Here is a 21,046-nt window from a genome sequence, read left to right on the forward strand (position 1 = left end):
AACACCCGCAAGATCAAGCAGAAAAGCTGCCTGGGGGGATGATTACATCATGCCGCCCATGCCGCCCATTCCACCCATACCACCAGCGCCACCCATATCGACTTTATCGTCTTTAGGCAGGTCGGTGATCATGCATTCGGTGGTAATCATCAGGCCAGCGATAGAAGACGCGTACTGCAGAGCAGAACGAGTCACTTTCGTTGGATCCAGGATACCCATCGCGATCATATCGCCGTATTCTTCGGTGTAAGCGTTGTAGCCGAAGCTGCCTTCGCCCGCTTTCACTTTATTGGCAATAACAGAAGCTTCTTCACCGGCGTTGATAACGATCTGACGCAGTGGCGCTTCCATGGCACGCAGTGCCACTTTGATACCTACGGTCTGATCTTCGTTATCGCCTTTCAGGCCAGCCAGTTTGTGAGCTACGCGAACCAGCGCAACACCACCACCAGCAACCACGCCTTCTTCTACGGCAGCACGGGTTGCGTGCAGCGCATCTTCTACGCGTGCTTTCTTCTCTTTCATTTCAACTTCAGTTGCTGCGCCAACTTTCAGAACGGCAACGCCGCCTGCCAGTTTAGCTACACGCTCTTGCAGTTTTTCTTTATCGTAGTCAGAGGTTGCTTCTTCGATCTGTTGACGGATCTGAGTCACACGGCTCTGAATAGTTGCTTCGTCACCTACGCCATCGATGATGATGGTGGTGTCTTTGTTGATCACAACGCGTTTGGCCTGACCCATATCTTCCAAGGTGGCTTTTTCCAGCTCCATACCGATCTCTTCAGAGATAACGGTACCGCCAGTCAGGGTTGCGATATCTTGCAGCATTGCTTTACGACGGTCACCGAAACCAGGTGCTTTAACCGCAGCCACTTTCACGATACCGCGCATGGTGTTAACCACCAGCGTTGCCAGGGCTTCGCCTTCAACATCTTCGGCAATGATCAGCAGTGGTTTACCGGCTTTAGCAACCGCTTCCAGCACTGGCAGCATTTCGCGGATGTTAGAAATTTTCTTGTCAGCCAACAGGATGAACGGGCTTTCAAGTTCAATAGCACCAGTTTCTGGTTTATTGATGAAGTAAGGAGAAAGGTAACCGCGGTCGAACTGCATACCTTCAACAACGTCCAGCTCGTCGATCAGGCCAGTGCCTTCTTCAACGGTGATGACGCCTTCTTTACCCACTTTTTCCATCGCCTGAGCGATCAGTTTACCCACAGTTTCGTCGGAGTTGGCAGAGATAGTACCAACCTGAGCGATAGCTTTAGAGTCTGAGCAAGGAACGGAGAGCGCTTTCAGCTCTTCAACAGCAGCGATAACGGCTTTATCGATACCGCGTTTCACGTCCATTGGGTTCATACCGGCAGCAACAGCTTTCAGGCCTTCAGTGATGATCGCTTGTGCCAGCACGGTCGCCGTAGTGGTACCGTCACCTGCAGCATCGTTAGCTTTGGACGCGACTTCTTTCACCATCTGTGCGCCCATGTTTTCGAACTTGTCTTCCAGTTCGATTTCACGCGCTACAGAGACGCCGTCTTTAGTGATGGTCGGCGCACCAAAAGATTTGTCCAAAACTACGTTACGGCCTTTAGGGCCCAAGGTAACTTTAACTGCGTTAGCCAGAATGTTAACGCCGTTGAGCATTTTTACGCGGGCGTCATTACCGAATTTGACTTCTTTAGCTGACATTATAATTTCCCTTCAATTCGTTCAGTTCAGAATAAGTGATGGAGAGAGGCGATTAGGCTTCAACGATAGCCAGGATGTCGCTCTCAGACATGATCAACACTTCTTCATTGTCGATCTTCTCAGCTTTCACGCCGTAACCGTCGTTGAAAATGACGATATCGCCAACTTTCACGTCCAGCGCTTTCACTTCACCATTTTCCAGAATGCGACCATGACCGACAGCCAGGATTTCACCACGGGTTGATTTACCCGCAGCAGAGCCAGTCAGAACGATGCCGCCAGCAGATTTGGATTCAACTTCTTTACGCTTGACGATAACGCGGTCATGCAATGGACGAATTTTCATTGATAACTCTCCTGTGAGCAGGTCCATATCTAATAATTTAGGGTTGAATGCCAGGCATTAACGCTATCCTGACCTCGTGGTTTGTTTAATGGGGGCATTACGCGCCCCTTCAAGGGCAGAAAAGAAAAATTTTTGCATTTTCTTTATCTGCAATCTTAACGATCCTTAGGATCCGAGCCGCGATCATCACGCGGAGAAACCAGGCGCTCCGGGTTTTCATCCTTGCGCTGGAACTCTCCCTCGAACGTCTGCCCGTTGGCAGCACCGGCACCGCCAGAACGATAGATATTCAAATGCGGCATCAATTTTAGCGTCAGCGATTTTTGCACCGGCGGCAACAATAACAGCAGGCCGAGGATATCGGTGAAAAAACCCGGCACCAACAACAGGAATCCGGCGAAAACCAGCGAGACACTTTTCACCATTTCTGCGGCAGGGCTTTCACCCAGCGCCAGCTTTTGCTGCAACTGCATAATGGTTTTCATGCCCTGATTACGCACCAGAGACACCCCGACACAGGAGGTAAAGACCACCAGCAGCAGGGTTATCGCGACGCCCAAAACGGCCGCCACTTTAATAAATAAAGTTATTTCTATATATGCCAATAGAAATAACAACAGTAAAGGTAACCAGCGCACTGCGCTCTCCTTATAAGATTAAGCCCGGAACCATCGCTATCTGATGACGTTTCAGAACTCTGCAAGAGGGGCCCCATAGGCTTATCCTATGAAGACTGACACTAAGGAGATGGTATCGTTAGCAGGCCATTTCAACCTGTTGGCGAGATTTAATTCGTTAATGGGTGAATTGTGAGAAATTTCACAGATATGTAAACCTTTTGTCGAAAAGCATCACCATGCTCTACTTATTACGTGCATTTCGTCATGAGCAGCATATGATCGCACTGGCTAGCGGCTATTGTGGTGTAATATTTTATTTTCCCCGGCATCATTAACATATTTTTAATTAGCCCGTAACTACTTAGCACCAAAAAGAAGGTTCTCATGTCAAATACGATCCGTATCGAGGAAGATCTGCTGGGTACACGTGAAGTTCCCGCCGATGCCTACTGGGGTATCCATACCCTGCGCGCTGTTGAAAACTTTTATATCAGTAACACTAAAATCAGCGATGTACCGGAATTTGTCCGTGGCATGGTGATGGTAAAGAAAGCCGCCGCATTGGCCAATAAAGAGCTGCAAACCATCCCGCGCAAAATTGCCGATGTCATTATCCAGGCCTGTGATGAAGTGTTAAACAAAGGGAAATGCATGGATCAGTTCCCGATCGATGTTTTCCAGGGTGGTGCCGGAACTTCCGTAAACATGAATACCAATGAGGTGCTGGCCAATATTGGGCTTGAATTGATGGGCCATCAAAAAGGCGATTACCAGTTTCTCAATCCCAATGACCATCTCAATAAATGCCAGTCGACCAACGATGCCTACCCAACCGGCTTTCGTCTGGCCGTGTATGCCTCCTTGCTCAAACTGGTAGATGCCATTGCGCAACTGGGCGACGGCTTTGAACGCAAGGCCGTAGAGTTTGAAAAAATCCTGAAAATGGGGCGCACCCAGTTGCAGGACGCGGTCCCGATGACCCTCGGTCAGGAGTTTCATGCCTTCAACGTATTGTTGAGAGAAGAAACTCGCAATCTGCTGCGCACCGGCGAACTGCTGCTGGAAGTCAACCTCGGGGCAACGGCTATCGGTACTCGCCTCAATACGCCAGATGGTTATCAGGCGCTGGCGGTGCAGCGACTGGCCGAAGTCAGCAACCTGCCCTGCATACCGGCAGAAGATTTGATTGAAGCCACCTCCGACTGCGGTGCCTATGTCATGGTGCACAGCTCGCTGAAACGGCTGGCGGTCAAGTTGTCGAAGATCTGTAACGATCTGCGTCTGCTCTCTTCTGGCCCACGCGCCGGGCTTAATGAAATCAACCTGCCGGAACTGCAGGCCGGGTCGTCGATTATGCCGGCCAAGGTCAATCCGGTGATCCCGGAAGTGGTGAATCAGGTCTGCTTTAAAGTGATTGGTAACGATGTTTGCGTCACCATGGCGGCAGAAGCCGGTCAATTGCAACTGAACGTGATGGAACCGGTGATCGGCCAGGCGATGTTTGAATCCATTCATATTCTAACCAATGCCTGCTACAACCTGCTGGAAAAATGCATCAACGGCATTACCGCCAATAAAGAAGTCTGCGAATTTTATGTCTTTAATTCCATTGGGATTGTTACCTATCTCAATCCGTTTATTGGCCACCACAACGGCGATATTGTCGGTAAAATCTGTGCGGAGACCGGCAAAAGCGTACGCGAAGTGGTGCTCGAGCGCGGTTTGCTGACCGAGGCCGAGCTGGACGATATCTTCTCGATAGAAAACCTGATGCATCCGGCCTATAAAGCCAAACGCTATACGGACGAAAACGAGCAGTAATGGCTGTGTGGGTATGACGCAACCGCGCCATACCCACAATAGCCCCCTCAGGGCACGGCGTGATTCACTGCTATGCACGGCACTTTATCCGCCAGCGCCCCATCGTTTTTATTGTTTTAATTTCCCTCAGAGCAGCAGTATTTATTAACCATTTTTTTCTACACTGGCTGCTGATATGCCTTACTTTCGCGGTAAACACTCTTATTCCGGCGCTTCGGCCGTTCTCCTATCCTCCTGTCATGGGTATAATGACGGGTTAAAAAACAGGCGATAGCCAGCCTGCCGCTAAACAGAAAGAGAAAACCAACCCGTGACGGAACCACAAATTTTTAAAAAACTTTTCGCGCTGTGCTGCCTGCTGTTATGCAGCCTGCTATTGCTGCCGATCAGCAGCCAGGCATCACTGTTTGGCAATACAGATCAACCACGATTTGTGCCAGCCAATCAGGCATTCAATTTTGATTTCTCACAAAAAGGTTCGTCTCTGACCCTTAACTGGCAGATCCGCGACGGATACTATCTCTATCGTCAAAAGATCGACATCCTGCCTGAGAATGCCACCCTGGCCGCTTTTATCATGCCGCAGGGGCTGGCACATCATGACGAGTTTTTTGGCGATGCCGAGATCTATAAAAATCACCTGAGTCTGGTTATTCCTGTCAGGCAGGCGACCGCCCATGGCAAAGTCCGCGTCACCTATCAGGGCTGCGCCGCGGCCGGATTCTGCTACCCGCCGGAGACCCGGGAGGTGCCGCTGGACCAAGTGGTAGCCTTTACAGCGGCTAACTCCAATCCCGGCACCCCGGTCAGCGCACAGCCGTCGCCGCAGGTCATTCCCTTGCCCTTCTCCCCGCTTTGGGCGCTGATTATTGGCATCGGCATTGCCTTCACCCCCTGCGTATTGCCGATGTATCCGCTGATCTCCAGCATCATTTTAGGCCGCCAGCGCCCGCACAGCCTCAAGCGTATTTTCCTGCTGGCCATGCTCTATGTGCAGGGCATGGCGCTGACCTATACCCTGCTGGGGGTGGTAGTTGCCGTTGCCGGATTGCAATTTCAGGCCGCCTTGCAGAGCCCCTGGGTGCTGATAGGCCTGTCGGTGATGTTTATTGCCCTGGCGATGTCGATGTTTGGTCTGTTTAGCCTGCAACTGCCCTCTTCGCTGCAAACCCGGCTGGCGCTGATGAGCAATGAACAACAGGGGGGATCCCTGATCGGGGTATTGGTGATGGGAGCATTAGCCGGGCTGATTTGCTCGCCTTGCACCACCGCACCACTTAGCGCCATCCTGCTGTATATTGCGCAAAGCGGTAATCCGTGGGCCGGTGCCGGTACCCTCTATCTCTATGCCCTGGGGATGGGGATCCCGCTGATTGCCGTCACGCTATTTGGCAACCGCCTGCTACCCCGTAGCGGCCCGTGGATGCATTATGTCAAAGAGGGCTTTGGCTTTGTGATCCTCGCATTACCGGTGTTTCTGCTGGAGCGAGTGATCGGCGATACCTGGGGTCTGCGCCTGTGGAGTCTGCTGGGCATCGCCTTCTTCGGCTGGGCATTATTGCTGAGTTTGAAAAGCAGCCATGGCCTGCTGCGTATCCTGCAACTGGCGCTGCTGGCTGCCACATTGATTGTCAGCAGACCGCTGCAAGACTGGGCTTTCGCCACCGTACCTCCTACTCAGGTAAGCAGCCACGGGCTTAATTTCCAAAAAATCCGAAATATTGATGAATTAGATACGGCACTGCAACAAGCGCAGGGAAAACGCGTTATGCTGGATCTCTATGCTGACTGGTGCGTTGCCTGTAAAGAATTTGAGAAATACACCTTTACCACGCCCCAGGTGCAGGCCGAGCTGGCCGATACCCTGCTGATACAGGCGGATGTGACGCAAAATAGCCCCGAACAGGCGGCACTGCTTAAACGGCTCAATGTTCTCGGGCTACCGACGATCCTGTTTTTTGGATCCGAGGGAAAAGAATTGCCCCAAACCCGCGTCACGGGATTTATGGATAGTGCAGAATTTACAGCCCATTTGCACAATATCCGGCGGTAAACGACACTATATGCAGACATATTTAGATTGCAGTCAAACAGCTAACGCAGCTACGGCGTCAAGAACCAAGGGTTTTCCCAAAGTTATTGACGTTGTAGCAAGGCAGCAAACGAATGAATCCCGATGAGCTGACTCAAGTCAGTGATTCGGGTGAATGAGAGCAACTAACACAGCTACGGCGTCAAGAACGAAGGGTTTTCCCAAAGTTATTGGCGTTGTAGCAAGGCAGCAAACGAATGAATCCCGATGAGCTGACTCAAGTCAGTGATTCGGGTGAATGAGAGCAGCTAACACAGCTACGGCGTCAAGAACGAAGGGAAAAAGGAGGCAAAGGTGCTACGTGAACAGGTCCTGGACCAAACACTCAATTTATTGGAGCAACGCGGCTTAGCCACATTATCTCTGGAATCTATCGCCACACTGGTGGATGTTCCTCTGCATGAGTTGCAACTTTTCTGGCCAGACGCCGAAGCGCTGCTGTATGACAGCCTGCGCCATCATGGTGATCAGATTGATATCTGGCGTCGCCAGCTGTTGCTTGATGACACGCTAAGCCCCCCACAAAAGCTGCTGGCACGCTATAAGGTGCTGGATGAACAAGTCAGACAACAGCGTTACCCCGGCTGTCTGTTTATTGCCGCCTGTAGCTTCTATCCCCATAGCGATTCGGCTATTCATCAGTTGGCCGAAAAACAGAAGCAGGCTTCTTTCCAGTATACGCTGGAGCTGCTGCAAGAGATGGGATCGGACGACGCGGAAATGGTCGCCCAGCAGATGGAGCTGATCCTGGAAGGCTGTTTAAGCAAGCTGTTGGTTAAACGCCAGTTGCACGATGTCGAGGTAGCTCGTCGATTGGCCGAAGATGTGCTGAATATTGCACGCTGTCGTGAGCACGGCGCACTTTCCTGACCAAACAGTGCCCTGAATCGTCCATTTTGGCTGAAAAGCCAGCAATCAAGCGGCTTTTCTCCCATTTGTTGCATAAATGCGTTGACGGCGCAGGGCCAATACGGTTTAATGCGCCCCGTTGCCCGGATAGCTCAGTCGGTAGAGCAGGGGATTGAAAATCCCCGTGTCCTTGGTTCGATTCCGAGTCCGGGCACCATTATTCAGAATAACCCGCTTATGGCGGGTTTTTCGCATTTTGGGTTTAGCGATTTTTTTCTACCCTCTGCAAATTGCGTCAACGCTCTCTTTGTAGTCCCTCCTGTTTTTAGTACCACCGCTACGGGTGGCATATCACCCAGTGAGCTATGCGGACGTTCTTCGTTATATTCTGCGCGCCAGTCTTCTGTTAGCACTCGGACTTCTGACAGTGTTCTGAACAGATACATATCGAGTATCAGGCCGTGCAACTCTGCCCATTCGGCTAAAGTAGCGGCTGTAAGGTTCTGGCCCGTTATCGCGACGTATAAAAGCCGGATAGCCTCTTTCAGCACTTAACCGCTCAAGGAGGCATACATCTGCTTTAATCGGCGGTTTTCCTCTTCCAGCTCTTTCATTCGTTTGATATCAGAGGACTCCATACCGCCGTATTTAGATTTCCAGTTGTAATAGCTGGCTTCCGACACGCCGTTTTCGCGGCACACATCCTTAACATGCCGACCCCCCTTCAACTCCTTTTAGAACTCGCAGGATCTGAGTTTCAGTGAAACGCGCTTTCAGTATCTAATGCCGGATCAGCAGGTGCGGTAAGTGTCAAGGTAGATGGCATCCATACCAAACGTAACAGCAACAAGCATTACTGGCAGGGAATAGAGGATGACCACATAATCTCACAGTTGATATAGTGGAAAGGGATATGATGCAAACTAAAAGGGAAAATTATGGCCAACGGACCAATTTACTTCATTCATCGTCCAAGCCCTATGCTTGGTCGATCTCTCCTATCTGGCGGGTACTTCCCTTACTTCCTGAGTGATAAATTTATTAAAGGCCTGCAAAGAGAGTTAGACAGGAAGAGGCTACCCTGGAAGGTCATTCCGGATGACACGGAATCGGATATCGAAGTGCTCATCGCGCGTAACGCCGCACTGCTTGTTTGCGCTCCGGGTCTCCGGTTTCAGTTTTATCACCAGGGTTTTGATAAACGTAACATCATCTGGCTGGATGTTATCGAGTACATTTCTGTCGATAACTCAAAGATCATCAACAGACTTCACGAACTGGCATCAGTCAATTCGTAGCATGGGACATGATGGGAAAAGGGCCCCCCCAATGATGACCCCAATCCAACATGAAAACACGACTATTTGTACAGTACTGCTGTACCGTAAACCATGTTTTCACCTCCGACTGAGATGGCTTAATGATCTTGGACACATATTAAGGGTGATAAACTTCCCTTATACAAAAGAGGTGTCCAATGAGATCCAGCAGAACTTTTTCTCCAGAATTTAAATGTGAAGCAGCTGACCTTGTGCTTGACCGGGGTTACTCCGTCGCGCAAGCCTGTGAGGCGATGGGTGTCGGTAAAATTGCCATGCAGCACTAGGTCCGGCAGCTTAAAAGTAAGTTACCTTAATTAGTATAGTAACTGTATTGCCATTAAAAATGGCTTGCAGCTTATGTGTGTTTGTTGGTAATTATATAGTCAGAGGATATGATTTTAAGGGTAAGTTAAGAATAAATTAAGGACAGATATGTATTACAGCGACTCAATTATTACTACGATGCAAGCAAATAAAATACTAGCGTTAAAAGTGGAAGAGGCGCTGGCTGGCGTAAAAGATAAGATTATTTCTAATTTAAATCAGATTGGAGATGGTGCAACCAGAGCATTGTATTATACGTCTTCAGGAAGCAGCTAACAGCGCTAACGCATTAAAAACTCCAATGCTTTCTATTATGCTGTTTTATATGAAAGAAATCTTGAAATGATGTATTTCATAATTGAGCCATTCATTACCCAAAATATGTATTTAAATCCATTCTTCATAACTGACGATGAGCTTGCAGATTTAATTATTAAATTAGCCAGGTAATATATATGATAGTAAAAAAAGAATATAGGGCCAATATGTACTGGTGTGGATACTTAGCGCTGCTTAACCTTTTTTTTGCAATTTTCGCCACTCTTTTTTTGCAACCTATGGCTATTGAGCTAATAACATTATTTATTCTCTTTAGTGTATTTTTATTTGTGGCATTCAAATTTAAATGCATGTCTTTTTTTAGAAGGCAATTAAAAAAGGATATCATTTTCTCTTTCTGGATGTATGTTCCAACGCTCGCTGTTGTTATTTTTGCTTTATTTATTTCCCATTATCTCCCGTCTTTTGGGATAGAGATTGTTGGAATATTCATAATCATTATTCTCGTTTCTGTTTTCTGTTTCAATCTGAAACGATAGCACTTTAAATAAAAGGATATTATATGTCTACCCCAGCACATTTATGGTTAACAGATGATGATGACGTTGCATTGCCGCAATGGCATATCCCATGAGACGGAACGCCATGTGTTTATCTGGCGTGCTTTGATGTTCGAAGAGGCAACAAACATACCCTTCACTATTGCCTGCCTTCAGAGAGTACAGCACATCGAAATAGTACAAGCGCAGGTCGTCTTCAATGAAAGAACCTGACGCCAGTTGCAGCGAGATCACAAAGTTTAATTTCCGTCATAAAATTGACCGAAATGATGCGCAATAAGGGGCAAAGAGATGCCCTCTGCTGGCGTCCTTGCGTCAATGGCCGTTGAACTGCTTTTGATGAACGGTTTCTCTGTAGCCACAGGTTTTGACGCCAGCATGGTGAATTGCTGTTTAACCGTGAATGTCCCGGCAATCACCCGGCTTTTAGTGGGCGATCTGGCACGATATGCACGCGCGTATCCCGCTGTTCAAGTATTTCCTGATATTCAGTCGATAAGCCACTGTCGGTAATAACGTGACTAAAATGGTGACTATGGCTGATCGGGTACGGATGGATATGACCAAATTTTGATGAGTCGGTAAGCGCAAAGGTTTCCACGCCCTTATCCATCACCGCATTGACAATGTCACATCTGAGCATGTTTTTGCCGGTAAAGCCGGTATCGGGATGCCAGCCATCAATGCCGATAAAGGCTTTCTGAAAATGGACCTGTTGAATGCAACTGCGAGTTAATGGCCCCACCACGGACTCGCTGCTTTTCTGATACAAGCCACCCAGCACGATGATTTCGCACTGTGACTCTTTAAGCAGGCTGGCGATATAGTGACTGACGGTTACGATGGTGATGTCTTTGTTATTTGACAGAAAACGGGCCAACAGCGCATTGGTGCTTCCCCCTTCGATAAAGACCGACTCCCCCTCTTTTACAAATGAGGCGGCATATTCAGCCAGATCCTGTTTTAGCGGAAAACGCGCATGCATCCTGGCTTGCACATCATCACTCTCAGTGGAAACAGCAGCACCATGAATACGTTTAAGGTAGCTCGCCTTCTCCAGCATATTTAAATCCTGGCGAACCGTCACTTCTGATACTTCGGTAATCTTGGCTAATTCCCCTACGCTAATGCTACCCCGTTCATTAACAAGTTGAATTATCATTAGTTGTCTGGCATTCATCAAAAGCCTCGAAATTTGTTGCGGATGGGGGATTCTAACAAGTTCGAGGCAGGAACGCATTTCAGCATTGTGAAGCAGAGGTTGATAAGGCCCATGGCGTCTTGCTTATCGCAGAAGCCATGGGTGAATACTACCGGCTTTCCAGGCCAACACCCAGGCGACCATTTTCATTAAGGTCGCGATCCAGGAACCTGCCTTTCCAGTTCTCCTCATAGTTTTCACGAGGAAAATCAGCAGGCGAGCCCCCTTTCTTCAGTGCATCGAGCACCTTGCGTGCATAAGCGGCATTTTTGGCACACAGCGGCGCTGCCGGAATATACATTACGTTACCCCAGCCCTGCTGATTTTCAACCGCCGCGACGGAATGGATCACATCACAGTGCCACCAGACAGAGTCACCGGCCTGCAACTGCGGAATACTGGATAGCCCCTTGATAAGATGGGGATGCCATTTTTCTGATATCGGTAACACCCGGCCTGGGGCAACACCGCATAACTCGTCTTCAGGCACATCATCCAATAAAGGCCGCAGTAATACATAGGCCATAGCCTCGGGAACCGGCACTACGTGTAATAAACCCTGACCGATAGCCATATCAGATAACGCCGTCCATCCCTGGAAAGTACGAAATGCAGAACATTTTGTCGTGTTATCAACATCATATTCATTAACGTCGGGGCGGAAGGCTGCATCCCAGGGATCGTACTCGTCAAAGCGGTTGGTGAATATTTTGCGAAACACTTTCTGGTAGGCAGGTAACAACCAACGTTCTAAAGCACCGGAATCAGTGTGTGCTCCCAGGCCCTTGGAAGTGGTGCCGGGAAGGCGTCTGCGGATCCGATCCGGGTAAATAATATTAATATCAGGATCAAACCAGGCGCCCCCCGCATCACTGAATTTCCAAAGACGATTTAAAAACGACTGTACCACGCCGATTTGCTGACTCTGCCTGGCTTCCATTTGCGCCTTTGACCAGTAAATAGGATAGATTTCAGGACGTGAGGCTTCCAGGCTACCAAAGAAGTTATCGCCAGGCCCGCGATAAACCTCATCGAAATTGTTATCGTCCAGGTAGCTTAACATTGAGCGATCCATGGCCAGAGCGTCATCGCGTGGAAACGTCTGCCGCACCACCAAACAACCACGGCGTTTGACTTGCGCAATTTTAGCCTCGGAGATCTTACCCGCAGCCAGTTCTGACCAGGCGATTTCAGGCCAGGCGGTACCATTGGCTTGTTCTTCAGCGCGTGCCGCCGAGATCTCAGCCTCAATTTTTTGGCAAACCTGACGGAATAATCCTTCAACATCGCCGATTTGCTGGCGAAGCTGCTTTTTCATTTCAATGATATTTTGTTTGTAATCAATCGGTAATGTCGTGGAAGTGAACGTGTTATCCATAAAATTCTCCAGTAATCATAGCAAACGCAAATTATGAACGAAGATACATTAGATTTCATTCGTAACCAGTTAGCTAAATGTAACAAAATGGTTACTGGAAAATTTTGCAGTAGATCACGGTTTTTACAATTCTTGATAACCGCGATGACCAGGATAAAAACATGATGGAAAAAATGGTTTTTATTGAAAAGAGGAATTACAAGATGAGATACCGAATAAAAATAACTATTTGATATATAACATTAATAAGTAAATTTACTATAAAACACAAAAACTGACAGCAAAGAAAACAAAATATTTACTTCCTCTTTTTTCCCCTTTTAGACAAGAATGAGACCTGTATCACAACTTTTGACAAAGGTGCTTCCCGCTAAAGAAAAACATCATAACCCACTGTTAAACAAAAAATTTAAGGCAATTTCCCTAAAAATTTCACAACGTTTAAATGAGGTTGTTTTTTGATAAACCTATCAATTTTTCTCCCCCATATTTACCGCCATAATGTGTTCAGACCGGAATGCAGTGGCAAGAAGAAACAGTAGATTTTATATGCTGGACTTTAGGCGAGGTATTATTGATTGGGTTAACCGCTGTTTATCTGCATCCGATAACTATCTGTAAAATATATATTTATCTGAAATAAATATCCAATAAACCTGCAGTTATATTATCGCAACGTTCAGAGGTGCCAAATGAAAAACGCTATGCAAGAATTTTTTAATACTTATTTCAAAAATACTGAAAAAAATAACAATTGGGTAGTTTGGGTCCCCAATGCAAAACAACGTTGCGATATGCTGGAAACGATTATGCAATGGGAAGTCACGCATACCTTCTCAAAAAATGATTAATATTACCCATAATAAAAAGGGCGATGCAGAAGCATCGCCCTTTGAGTTTGATGACAAAGTCGTCTTGATGATCGAGATACCCGGGCATAGCACACCTGGGGGCGCTCCGGCGGGCAAGCCCGCTACGACCCCAACGGTGCACTCTCCCTAATAACGGACTTTGTCAGCAGTCTGAAAGAGCGATGCGGAAGCATCGCCCTTTTTTCTTACAGACCTTGGACGCCAAAGGCCGCCAACCAATCTTTTTCGAATTTCGCTACCGCAGCCGCAACGGCAGGTGTGGTAATGATTTGTTCGGCCACATCAAGCGGTAAGGTAATGGATTCACAACCGGCCAGCAGACAATCCAGCGCCTGGCGGGGGGTTTTAAAGCTTGCTGCCAATACTTTTGCCGCAGGTGCGTGAAGTTTAAGTAATTGCTGTAAGTCTTTCACGGTCTGAATACCATCGCCGCCCTGTGCGTCAATTCTATTAACATAAGGAGCCACATACTCGGCACCGGCCAGTGCCGATAATAATCCCTGCGATGCGCCGTAAACAGCAGTTCCCAGCGTCGGGATGCCTTCTTTTTTCAATATTTTGATCGCCGCCAACCCTTCAGCGGTTACCGGGATCTTCACCACAATATCGCTAATGATGGCGCGCAGTTTTCGAGCATCTGCCACCATTTGTTCTGCGTGCGATCCCATTACCTGGGCAAATAGCCGACTGTTGCCGCCCAGCGCTTCTTTTAGCTCAGGAAGAACCACATCCACAGGTATTTTGCCACTGGCGATAATACTCGGATTGGTGGTCACGCCAGCTAAAGGGAAGATGCGGGCAAGACGTTTTACGGCAGTAACATCAGAAGTATCGAGATAGAGTTCCATGATTTTTCCTCGGGAAAGATGTGACGTTAAGCAAGTTTCACTAAGTATATCCCTCAAGGCCACTTCTTTGTTGATCGGAATCAATGTTACTTTCGTTTGAAAGCACTTTAATTGTCATACGCAACAAGGAGTGATGATTATGATTTTTAATATCCAGCGCTATTCCACCCATGATGGCCCAGGGATCCGCACCGTAGTATTCCTGAAGGGATGCTCTCTTGGCTGCCGCTGGTGTCAAAATCCGGAAAGCCGTTCTCGCGAAAAAGAGTTGCTGTATGACGCGCGCCTGTGTCTGCAGGACTGCAATCTGTGCCAGCAAGCAGCACCGGAAGTCATCGAAAAAACCCTCTCCGGGTTGCTGATCTTCAGAGACAGAATCGAAACACGGCATATCGCAGCATTAGAACATATCTGCCCCACGCTGGCCCTGACGGTGTGTGGCGAAGAGAAAAACCTTGAAGAGATTATGGCGGTCGTCAGGCGTGACCAGCCTTTCTACCAGCGCAGTTCTGGCGGCATAACCTTATCCGGGGGAGAACCTTTTATGGCTCCTCAACTGGCGGCAGAGATATTTAAACAAAGCCATGAAGAAGGTATTCATACCGCCGTCGAAACTTGCCTGCATGTTCCCTGGCACTACATTGAGCCCTCACTGCCCTATGTTGATCTGTTCCTGGCAGATTTAAAACATGTAAATGACCAGGTGTTTAAACAATGGACCGATGGCTCGGCAAAACGGGTGATGGAAAACCTGCGAAAACTGGCAGCGGCAGGAAAAAAAATCATTATCCGCGTGCCCCTGATCCAGGGTTTCAATGCCGACAAAATATCCATTGCCGCCATTGTAGATTTTTCTGCTGATGTTTTAGCGGTGAACGACATTCACTTTTTGCCCTATCACACCTTGGGCATGAACAAATATGTCCTGTTAAATCAACCTTATCACGCTCCCGATAAGCCATTGGAAGACCCTGAATTATTAAGCTTCGCTCAGTCCTATGCCGAACATAAAGGCCTGACTGTTACCCTAAGAGGATGAGATCATGACGACATTGAAACTCGATAAATTAAGTGGACGTATTCAGGCGCATAAGAATGCCTTGATAAGTATCATCAAACCGCCTGTATGTACGGAACGCGCCCAGCATTACACCAGGATTTATCAGGAAAATATGGATAAATCAGTTCCTGTGCGTCGTGCGCTTGCCCTTGAATATCATCTGGCTAATCGCACTATCTGGATCAAACACGATGAACTGATTATTGGCAATCAGGCAAGTGAAGTGCGTGCCGCGCCGATATTCCCGGAATATACCGTTAGCTGGATTGAAAAAGAAATTGATGACCTGGCTGACCGCCCGGGTGCCGGTTTTTCTGTCTCTGAGCAAAATAAGCGTGTACTGCATGAAATTTGCCCATGGTGGAATGGCCAGACAGTCCAGGACCGCTGCTATGGCATGTTTACCAATGAACAGAAAGAGCTGTTAGCCACCGGTATTATCAAGGCTGAAGGCAATATGACCTCAGGGGATGCTCACCTGGCGATTAATTTCCCGCTGCTGCTGAATAAAGGCCTGGATGGTTTAATTGCTACCGTCGCCGAGCGTCGTTCACGCATCAACCTTACCGTTCTGGAAGACCTGCATGGTAATCAGTTCCTGCTGGCGATTGATATTGTACTGAAGGCAGTAAGCGATCATATTAAACGTTATTCCGCACTTGCCCGTGAGATGGCGGAAAGCGAGACCCGTGGCGGCCGTAAAGCCGAATTGCTGGCAATGGCAGACAACTGTGACGTGATTGCCCATGAGCCGCCAAGAAACTTCTGGCAGGCGCTGCAATTAAGTTACTTCATTCAGCTTATTCTGCAGATCGAGTCTAATGGCCATTCGGTTTCATTTGGCCGTATGGACCAATACCTTTATCCGTTCTACCGCCGTGATGTTGAAATAGAACAGAGCCTCGAGCGCGAACAAGCCATTGAAATGTTGCACAGCTGCTGGTTAAAGCTACTGGAAGTGAACAAAATTCGTTCAGGATCACATTCAAAAGCTTCAGCCGGCAGCCCGTTGTACCAAAACGTTACCATTGGCGGCCAGAATCTGGTCAATGGCCGCGGCGTGGATGCAGTTAACCCACTGTCCTATGTCATTCTTGAGTCATGTGGACGTTTGCGTTCTACACAGCCTAATCTCAGCGTGCGTTACCATGCAGGTATCAGCGATGACTTCCTGGACGCCTGTGTGCAGGTGATACGCTGTGGCTTTGGTATGCCGGCATTTAATAACGACGAAATCGTCATTCCTGAGTTTATTAAACTCGGCGTCGAACCGGAAGATGCTTACCAGTATGCGGCTATCGGTTGTATCGAAACCGCGGTAGGCGGCAAGTGGGGCTATCGCTGTACCGGGATGAGCTTTATCAATTTTGCCCGGGTGATCCTGGCAGCACTGGAAGGTGGCCGCGATGCAACCAGCGGCAAGATCTTCTTGCCACAGGAAAAAGCGCTGTCAAAAGGCAACTTTACGACCTTTGAAGAAGTGATGGCCGCCTGGGATACGCAGATCCGCTATTACACCCGTAAATCTATCGAGATTGAGTATGTTGTTGATACCATCCTCGAAGAAAATGCCCATGACATCCTGTGTTCGGCGCTGGTCGATGATTGTATTGAAAGGGCAAAAAGCATTAAACAAGGTGGCGCGAAATATGACTGGGTCTCCGGATTACAGGTAGGGATTGCCAACCTCGGCAATAGCCTGGCATCAGTGAAAAAACTGGTCTTTGAACAAGGGATCATCGGTCAGCAACAGCTGGCAGAAGCTCTGGATGCCAACTTTGAAGGGCTAAACCATGAACAACTGCGTCAGCGGTTGATTAACGGCGCGCCAAAATACGGCAATGATGACGATAGCGTGGATGCTCTGCTGGCCAGTGCCTACCAGACCTACATTAGTGAGATCGTCAATTACCATAATCCGCGCTATGGACGTGGCCCAATCGGCGGCAACTACTACGCTGGCACCTCGTCTATTTCCGCCAATGTGCCTTTTGGTGCCCAGACGATGGCAACGCCGGATGGCCGTAAAGCCAAAACACCTTTGGCTGAAGGGGCAAGCCCGGCTTCCGGTACTGACCACTTGGGGCCAACGGCGGTTATTAGCTCGGTGGCCAAGTTGCCGACCCACTCCATTCTTGGCGGGGTGCTGCTTAACCAGAAACTGAATCCTTCGACCTTGGAAAATACCAGCGATCGCATGAAATTAATGGCTTTGTTGCGCACATTCTTTGAGGTGCATAAAGGATGGCATATTCAGTACAACATTGTTTCGCGTGAAACCCTGGTAGAAGCGAAAAAACATCCAGACCAGTATCGCGATCTGGTGGTCAGAGTCGCGGGATATTCCGCGTTTTTCACCGCCCTTTCGCCGGACACCCAGGATGATATTATTGCTCGTACCGAACATACCCTGTAATTAAAACCTATGGCGTAGTGATTTTACTACGCCATTTTTATTTTATTGCCTACCCCAAAGAAATTCTATTGATAGGCTTTTATTGGCTAACAATCCAATTTTATTAACACATAAAGTCTCAGAGGCATGTTATGTCTATTTATACTATTGGCGTTGACGTTGGCGGAACAAAAACCGCCTATGGTCTTTTTGACGAGCAGAAAAAATTAATTTACAAAAATATTTGCACTACCCATACAGACATGAATGGTGAAGAGCTATTTGATGAAATCGTTGAAAATATCAATACCATTATGGGCGATTTTAATATCTCCACTGACGATTTAAGAGGTATCGGTATTGGTATGCCTTCTTTTGTTATGTATGAAGAGGGCAAAATTGTAAAAACTGCCAACATTAAAAGAATTCGTAATTTCCAGGCAAGAAATTATATGATAAAAAAAATGGGTGGCAATGTCAGAATAATGCTGGACAATGACGCCCATACGGCAGCCCTTGCGGAACATCGTAATGGTGCTGGCAGAGGCTTCAAACATATGCTTTACTGCCCGGTAAGTACTGGCATTTCATGCGGTATTATCATTAACAATGAGCTGTTTCGCGGGCGTTATGGTTGGGCCGGTGAAAGTGGCCATATGATTATAACGCCGGGTCAAGGGATAGAGTGTGGCTGCGGTAATCAAGGCTGCCTGATGTCGTGGTGTTCTGGCTCAATGATTGTCAAACACGTGCAACAGCGTCTGGCTAACGGCGAGAAAAGCATCATAGAGGAACTGGCCAGGGATATAAATAATATCAGCGCCATGCATATTAACGCCGCCTGGGAAAAGAACGACCCGCTGGCTATCTGGGCTGTTGAACAGATGGCCCAGTATATGGGGGTATGGTTATATAACATGTACACCACGTTAAATATTAACTGTTTTATCCTAGGTGGCGGACTGCTTAACTTTGGTGATAAGTTACTTGACAGAGTACGGGAGGTTTTTGATCAATATAATCATTGCGACCTTCCTGTTTACTTTAAGAAAGCCGAACTGGCGGACGACCACGGCATTATTGGTGCGGCAGAGTTATTATTCTGAATGCTGCTCCAACCCTATTCAAACAATAATATTGTAATGGACTACCTCTGACGAGATGGAATATTAGCCCCAGATTAACCATCTGGGGCCTTTTTATAGTACAGAGGCTTGATGTGGGTAGCTTAATTAATTTTACAAAGTGAGCGACTAATGGCGTCTACCGCCAGCAGAGCATTGGCCACATCTTCCCCGGATAGCGTGGAGTCAAGATTTCTTAGCGTATCCCCTTCATTATTGGCCTGATTGCCAATCTTCACCAAATCTGCCCAGGCCACCCCTTCCAGATGCATCTCCTTCATAGTGGTAGGCATTTTTATCGAACGATAGAAGCGAATATATTCGGCAATCTCACTATCAGGGCGTTGCTCAAGCACCAGTTGTGTCAGCGTACCATAAGCGACTTTTTCCCCATGAGTCAGGTGATGGATATCCCCGCTGATGGCGGTAAACCCATTGTGGATAGCATGAGCACCGGCTAAACCGGCATTTTCAAAACCCAGCCCGGAAAGAAGCGTATTGGCTTCGACTACCGCCTCTACTGCCGGGGTCACCACCTTGGATGCCACTGACTCATAGGCACTTTTCCCCCAGGTTAGCAGCGTTTTTTCACAAGCTTCCGCAATTGCCATCGCAGCGACTGTCGGGGATCCTTCAACCATCGACAGAGAATGGCTGCGTTTAACCGCGGCGGCTTCAATGTAAGTGGCAAGACCGTCAGCGATACCCGAAGCAAAAAGTCGCACTGGAGCATTGACACAAATTGCGGTATCAACCAGCACCAAATCGGGGTTTTTAGTGTAGAAACGGTATTTTTCAAAAACGCCTTCATCGGTATAGATCACCGACAAGGCGCTACAGGGCGCATCTGTGGACGCCACCGTCGGCACAATGATCACCGGTTGCTTCAGCTCATCGGCAATAGCTTTCACCGTATCTAACGTCTTACCCCCGCCAAGGCCAATAACCGTGGTGGTTTTATATGAGCGCGCTAATTCACTCAGACGATGGATTTCACTGGCCGAGGATTCACCATTAAATACTTCGTATTGAAAACTTACCTCAGCGACATCCAGTGACTGTTTAACCGCAGAATGTACGATCTCCCAAACAATGCTATCCGCAACCACTAATGCTGAGCAGCCCAATTCGGCAACATATTTGCCCAGTTCATTAATAACGCCGCTGCCTTGAATATATTTGCGTGGAGATGAGTAAACAAATTTCGACATAGGTATCCCTCAGAATAAAAGAGTAGTTAGGTTGATGTAACAAAATTCCTGATCTGGATAAGGGATATCATGACAGCTTTGCTTTCGTTCGTAAATATAATTACTTTTGAATGATTGAATTTTTGCTTTCTTTTCTTCTTTCATTTATTTCTTTCGTGTAAGATATACGAAAGATTTTAAAATTAGCTTATCGCTTATATTCAACTTTATAGCGTTTTTGGATTATTAATAATGAATACCAGACAACAACTTATACTGCAAAATGTGATCGAAAAGGGAAAAATTTCGGTAGCGGAGTTAGCCGAAGCGACGGGAGTTTCGGTAGTTACCGTGCGTCATGACCTGAATTATCTCGTTGAAGGTGCCTACTTACGTCGGGTGCATGGTTCAGCGGTGGCTATTGACACGGATAATGTCGAAACCCGGATGATGAATAACTTTAATCAGAAAAAAATTATGGCCGAGTTTGCCGCTTCCATTGTTGAAGACGGGGAGACCATTTTTATTGAGAGCGGTAGCACCAATGCCGTTCTTGCCAGATTATTGCGGGACAGAAAGAATCTCACCATTGTGACGGTAAGTTCTTATATTGCTAATTTGCTGCGCACCAGCCACTGTGAGGTCATACTTCTGGGCGGAATTTTGCAAAAAAGAAGTGAAAGTATGGTGGGATCGTTAACCCAGCTCGCACTCGAAAACGTCCATTTTAGCAAGGCATTTATTGGTATTGATGGTTTCCGGCCTGAAACAGGCTTTACCGGGCGTGATATGCTGCGGGCTGACATAGTCAATTGTGCGCTGCGTAAAAATGCGATGAATATCGTTCTGACCGACAGCTCAAAATTCGGTCATATTCATACTCATCCTCTCGGCCCTATCGGTTTGGTTAATCATGTAATATCAGATGGCCAATTAAAAGAGTCTTATAAAAAAAGTCTTGCCGATCAAGGTATTAAGGTTACGTTACTGCCTAATGTATAATTTTTGCCGTAACCGCGAATCGGGCAAGCACACGGCAAAATTACCACCTAAAATATATTCATTCAGGGAGATAC

At 47.6% G+C, this 21,046-nt stretch carries 19 protein-coding genes, 1 tRNA gene and 2 pseudogenes; 12 read left to right on the forward strand and 10 right to left on the reverse strand.

Annotated elements, in window-relative coordinates; genetic code table 11:
- Positions 1–42: 42 nt before the first annotated feature.
- From groL to GW590_RS03380, 3 genes are all read right to left on the reverse strand, one after another.
- A complete protein-coding gene (gene groL / locus GW590_RS03370; protein WP_169401582.1) occupies positions 43–1,689 on the reverse strand; it encodes a chaperonin GroEL in 1,647 nt (548 codons plus the stop codon).
- A 52-nt stretch (positions 1,690–1,741) separates the two neighbouring features.
- Entirely contained in the window at positions 1,742–2,035 is a 294-nt protein-coding gene (locus GW590_RS03375) for a co-chaperone GroES (RefSeq protein ID WP_009636718.1), read from the reverse strand.
- A gap of 155 nt (positions 2,036–2,190) precedes the next feature.
- Positions 2,191–2,673 (reverse strand): FxsA family protein, encoded by a 483-nt coding sequence (locus GW590_RS03380; protein ID WP_169401583.1) that lies wholly within the window; start codon positions 2,671–2,673, stop codon positions 2,191–2,193.
- A 366-nt stretch (positions 2,674–3,039) separates the two neighbouring features.
- Here GW590_RS03380 and aspA point away from each other — a divergent pair, with 366 nt between their 5' ends.
- The 4 genes from aspA to GW590_RS03400 all read left to right on the forward strand — a co-directional run bounded on the left by aspA (position 3,040) and on the right by GW590_RS03400 (position 7,634).
- On the forward strand, positions 3,040–4,476 hold the full coding sequence (gene aspA / locus GW590_RS03385; protein ID WP_169401584.1) for an aspartate ammonia-lyase: 1,437 nt from the start codon (positions 3,040–3,042) through the stop codon (positions 4,474–4,476).
- Positions 4,477–4,786: 310 nt separating this feature from the next.
- The gene (locus tag GW590_RS03390) at positions 4,787–6,529 is read left to right on the forward strand and encodes a protein-disulfide reductase DsbD (protein WP_328803032.1); all 1,743 of its coding nucleotides are present in this window, start codon (positions 4,787–4,789) and stop codon (positions 6,527–6,529) included.
- Between the two features lie 333 nt (positions 6,530–6,862).
- Positions 6,863–7,438, forward strand: coding sequence for a division control transcriptional repressor DicD (dicD, locus tag GW590_RS03395; protein ID WP_169401585.1), 576 nt, complete (start codon positions 6,863–6,865; stop codon positions 7,436–7,438).
- A gap of 120 nt (positions 7,439–7,558) precedes the next feature.
- A tRNA-Phe gene (locus GW590_RS03400) sits at positions 7,559–7,634 on the forward strand.
- Between the two features lie 4 nt (positions 7,635–7,638).
- On the opposite strand, the gene GW590_RS24600 is transcribed toward GW590_RS03400, so the two are convergent.
- Positions 7,639–7,863, reverse strand: coding sequence for an integrase core domain-containing protein (locus tag GW590_RS24600; RefSeq protein ID WP_408014906.1), 225 nt, complete (start codon positions 7,861–7,863; stop codon positions 7,639–7,641).
- Between the two features lie 111 nt (positions 7,864–7,974).
- Positions 7,975–8,197 (reverse strand): annotated as a pseudogene (locus GW590_RS24275) (transposase); the annotation flags it as partial.
- Between the two features lie 158 nt (positions 8,198–8,355).
- On the opposite strand from GW590_RS24275, the gene GW590_RS03415 reads away from it, so the two are divergent.
- The 3 genes from GW590_RS03415 (at position 8,356) to GW590_RS24280 (ending at position 9,339) form a co-directional block, all read left to right on the forward strand.
- Positions 8,356–8,715 (forward strand): hypothetical protein, encoded by a 360-nt coding sequence (locus GW590_RS03415; RefSeq protein WP_169401587.1) that lies wholly within the window; start codon positions 8,356–8,358, stop codon positions 8,713–8,715.
- Between the two features lie 179 nt (positions 8,716–8,894).
- Positions 8,895–9,023, forward strand: coding sequence for a transposase (locus GW590_RS03420; protein WP_169401588.1), 129 nt, complete (start codon positions 8,895–8,897; stop codon positions 9,021–9,023).
- 148 nt (positions 9,024–9,171) lie between these two features.
- The gene (locus tag GW590_RS24280; RefSeq protein WP_235955837.1) at positions 9,172–9,339 is read left to right on the forward strand and encodes a hypothetical protein; all 168 of its coding nucleotides are present in this window, start codon (positions 9,172–9,174) and stop codon (positions 9,337–9,339) included.
- Between the two features lie 602 nt (positions 9,340–9,941).
- Here GW590_RS24280 and GW590_RS03430 read toward each other — a convergent pair.
- The 3 genes and pseudogenes from GW590_RS03430 to GW590_RS03440 all read right to left on the reverse strand — a co-directional run.
- Positions 9,942–10,130 (reverse strand): annotated as a pseudogene (locus GW590_RS03430) (Rpn family recombination-promoting nuclease/putative transposase); the annotation flags it as partial.
- A gap of 187 nt (positions 10,131–10,317) precedes the next feature.
- On the reverse strand, positions 10,318–11,082 hold the full coding sequence (locus tag GW590_RS03435) for a DeoR/GlpR family DNA-binding transcription regulator (protein WP_169401589.1): 765 nt from the start codon (positions 11,080–11,082) through the stop codon (positions 10,318–10,320).
- A 130-nt stretch (positions 11,083–11,212) separates the two neighbouring features.
- Positions 11,213–12,481: a DUF1479 domain-containing protein gene (locus GW590_RS03440; RefSeq protein ID WP_169401590.1), complete on the reverse strand. Its 1,269-nt coding sequence runs from the start codon at positions 12,479–12,481 to the stop codon at positions 11,213–11,215.
- A gap of 692 nt (positions 12,482–13,173) precedes the next feature.
- Between GW590_RS03440 and sgrT the strand changes: the two genes are divergently transcribed.
- Positions 13,174–13,332, forward strand: a complete 159-nt coding sequence (gene sgrT / locus GW590_RS03445) for a glucose uptake inhibitor SgrT (RefSeq protein ID WP_169401591.1) — start codon at positions 13,174–13,176, stop codon at positions 13,330–13,332.
- Between the two features lie 206 nt (positions 13,333–13,538).
- On the opposite strand, the gene fsa is transcribed toward sgrT, so the two are convergent.
- Entirely contained in the window at positions 13,539–14,201 is a 663-nt protein-coding gene (gene fsa / locus GW590_RS03450; RefSeq protein WP_169401592.1) for a fructose-6-phosphate aldolase, read from the reverse strand.
- 139 nt (positions 14,202–14,340) lie between these two features.
- Here fsa and GW590_RS03455 point away from each other — a divergent pair, with 139 nt between their 5' ends.
- The 3 genes from GW590_RS03455 (at position 14,341) to GW590_RS03465 (ending at position 18,762) form a co-directional block, all read left to right on the forward strand.
- On the forward strand, positions 14,341–15,240 hold the full coding sequence (locus GW590_RS03455; protein WP_169401593.1) for a glycyl-radical enzyme activating protein: 900 nt from the start codon (positions 14,341–14,343) through the stop codon (positions 15,238–15,240).
- Positions 15,241–15,244: 4 nt separating this feature from the next.
- The gene (locus GW590_RS03460) at positions 15,245–17,677 is read left to right on the forward strand and encodes a formate C-acetyltransferase/glycerol dehydratase family glycyl radical enzyme (protein ID WP_169401594.1); all 2,433 of its coding nucleotides are present in this window, start codon (positions 15,245–15,247) and stop codon (positions 17,675–17,677) included.
- A 131-nt stretch (positions 17,678–17,808) separates the two neighbouring features.
- Positions 17,809–18,762, forward strand: a complete 954-nt coding sequence (locus tag GW590_RS03465; RefSeq protein WP_169401595.1) for an ROK family protein — start codon at positions 17,809–17,811, stop codon at positions 18,760–18,762.
- Between the two features lie 122 nt (positions 18,763–18,884).
- Here the strand turns inward: GW590_RS03465 and GW590_RS03470 are convergent, their stop codons facing one another.
- The gene (locus tag GW590_RS03470) at positions 18,885–19,991 is read right to left on the reverse strand and encodes a glycerol dehydrogenase (RefSeq protein WP_169401596.1); all 1,107 of its coding nucleotides are present in this window, start codon (positions 19,989–19,991) and stop codon (positions 18,885–18,887) included.
- Positions 19,992–20,222: 231 nt separating this feature from the next.
- On the opposite strand from GW590_RS03470, the gene GW590_RS03475 reads away from it, so the two are divergent.
- A complete protein-coding gene (locus GW590_RS03475) occupies positions 20,223–20,972 on the forward strand; it encodes a DeoR/GlpR family DNA-binding transcription regulator (RefSeq protein ID WP_169401597.1) in 750 nt (249 codons plus the stop codon).
- Positions 20,973–21,046: the final 74 nt, after the last annotated feature.

This window comes from Rouxiella aceris (assembly GCF_012933545.1).
GTDB classification, from domain to species: Bacteria; Pseudomonadota; Gammaproteobacteria; order Enterobacterales; family Enterobacteriaceae; genus Rouxiella; species Rouxiella aceris.

Coding starts and splice junctions, on each gene's coding strand:
- GW590_RS03420 (WP_169401588.1), top strand. CDS start 8,895: ATGAGATCCAGCAGAACTTTTTCTCCAGAATTTAAATGTGAAGCAGCT.
- GW590_RS03475 (WP_169401597.1), top strand. CDS start 20,223: ATGAATACCAGACAACAACTTATACTGCAAAATGTGATCGAAAAGGGA.
- aspA (WP_169401584.1), top strand. CDS start 3,040: ATGTCAAATACGATCCGTATCGAGGAAGATCTGCTGGGTACACGTGAA.
- GW590_RS03440 (WP_169401590.1), bottom strand. CDS start 12,481: ATGGATAACACGTTCACTTCCACGACATTACCGATTGATTACAAACAA.
- sgrT (WP_169401591.1), top strand. CDS start 13,174: ATGAAAAACGCTATGCAAGAATTTTTTAATACTTATTTCAAAAATACT.
- GW590_RS03460 (WP_169401594.1), top strand. CDS start 15,245: ATGACGACATTGAAACTCGATAAATTAAGTGGACGTATTCAGGCGCAT.
- GW590_RS03375 (WP_009636718.1), bottom strand. CDS start 2,035: ATGAAAATTCGTCCATTGCATGACCGCGTTATCGTCAAGCGTAAAGAA.
- groL (WP_169401582.1), bottom strand. CDS start 1,689: ATGTCAGCTAAAGAAGTCAAATTCGGTAATGACGCCCGCGTAAAAATG.
- GW590_RS24280 (WP_235955837.1), top strand. CDS start 9,172: ATGTATTACAGCGACTCAATTATTACTACGATGCAAGCAAATAAAATA.
- GW590_RS03455 (WP_169401593.1), top strand. CDS start 14,341: ATGATTTTTAATATCCAGCGCTATTCCACCCATGATGGCCCAGGGATC.
- GW590_RS03465 (WP_169401595.1), top strand. CDS start 17,809: ATGTCTATTTATACTATTGGCGTTGACGTTGGCGGAACAAAAACCGCC.
- GW590_RS03415 (WP_169401587.1), top strand. CDS start 8,356: ATGGCCAACGGACCAATTTACTTCATTCATCGTCCAAGCCCTATGCTT.
- GW590_RS03470 (WP_169401596.1), bottom strand. CDS start 19,991: ATGTCGAAATTTGTTTACTCATCTCCACGCAAATATATTCAAGGCAGC.
- GW590_RS03435 (WP_169401589.1), bottom strand. CDS start 11,082: ATGAATGCCAGACAACTAATGATAATTCAACTTGTTAATGAACGGGGT.
- GW590_RS24600 (WP_408014906.1), bottom strand. CDS start 7,863: ATGTATCTGTTCAGAACACTGTCAGAAGTCCGAGTGCTAACAGAAGAC.
- fsa (WP_169401592.1), bottom strand. CDS start 14,201: ATGGAACTCTATCTCGATACTTCTGATGTTACTGCCGTAAAACGTCTT.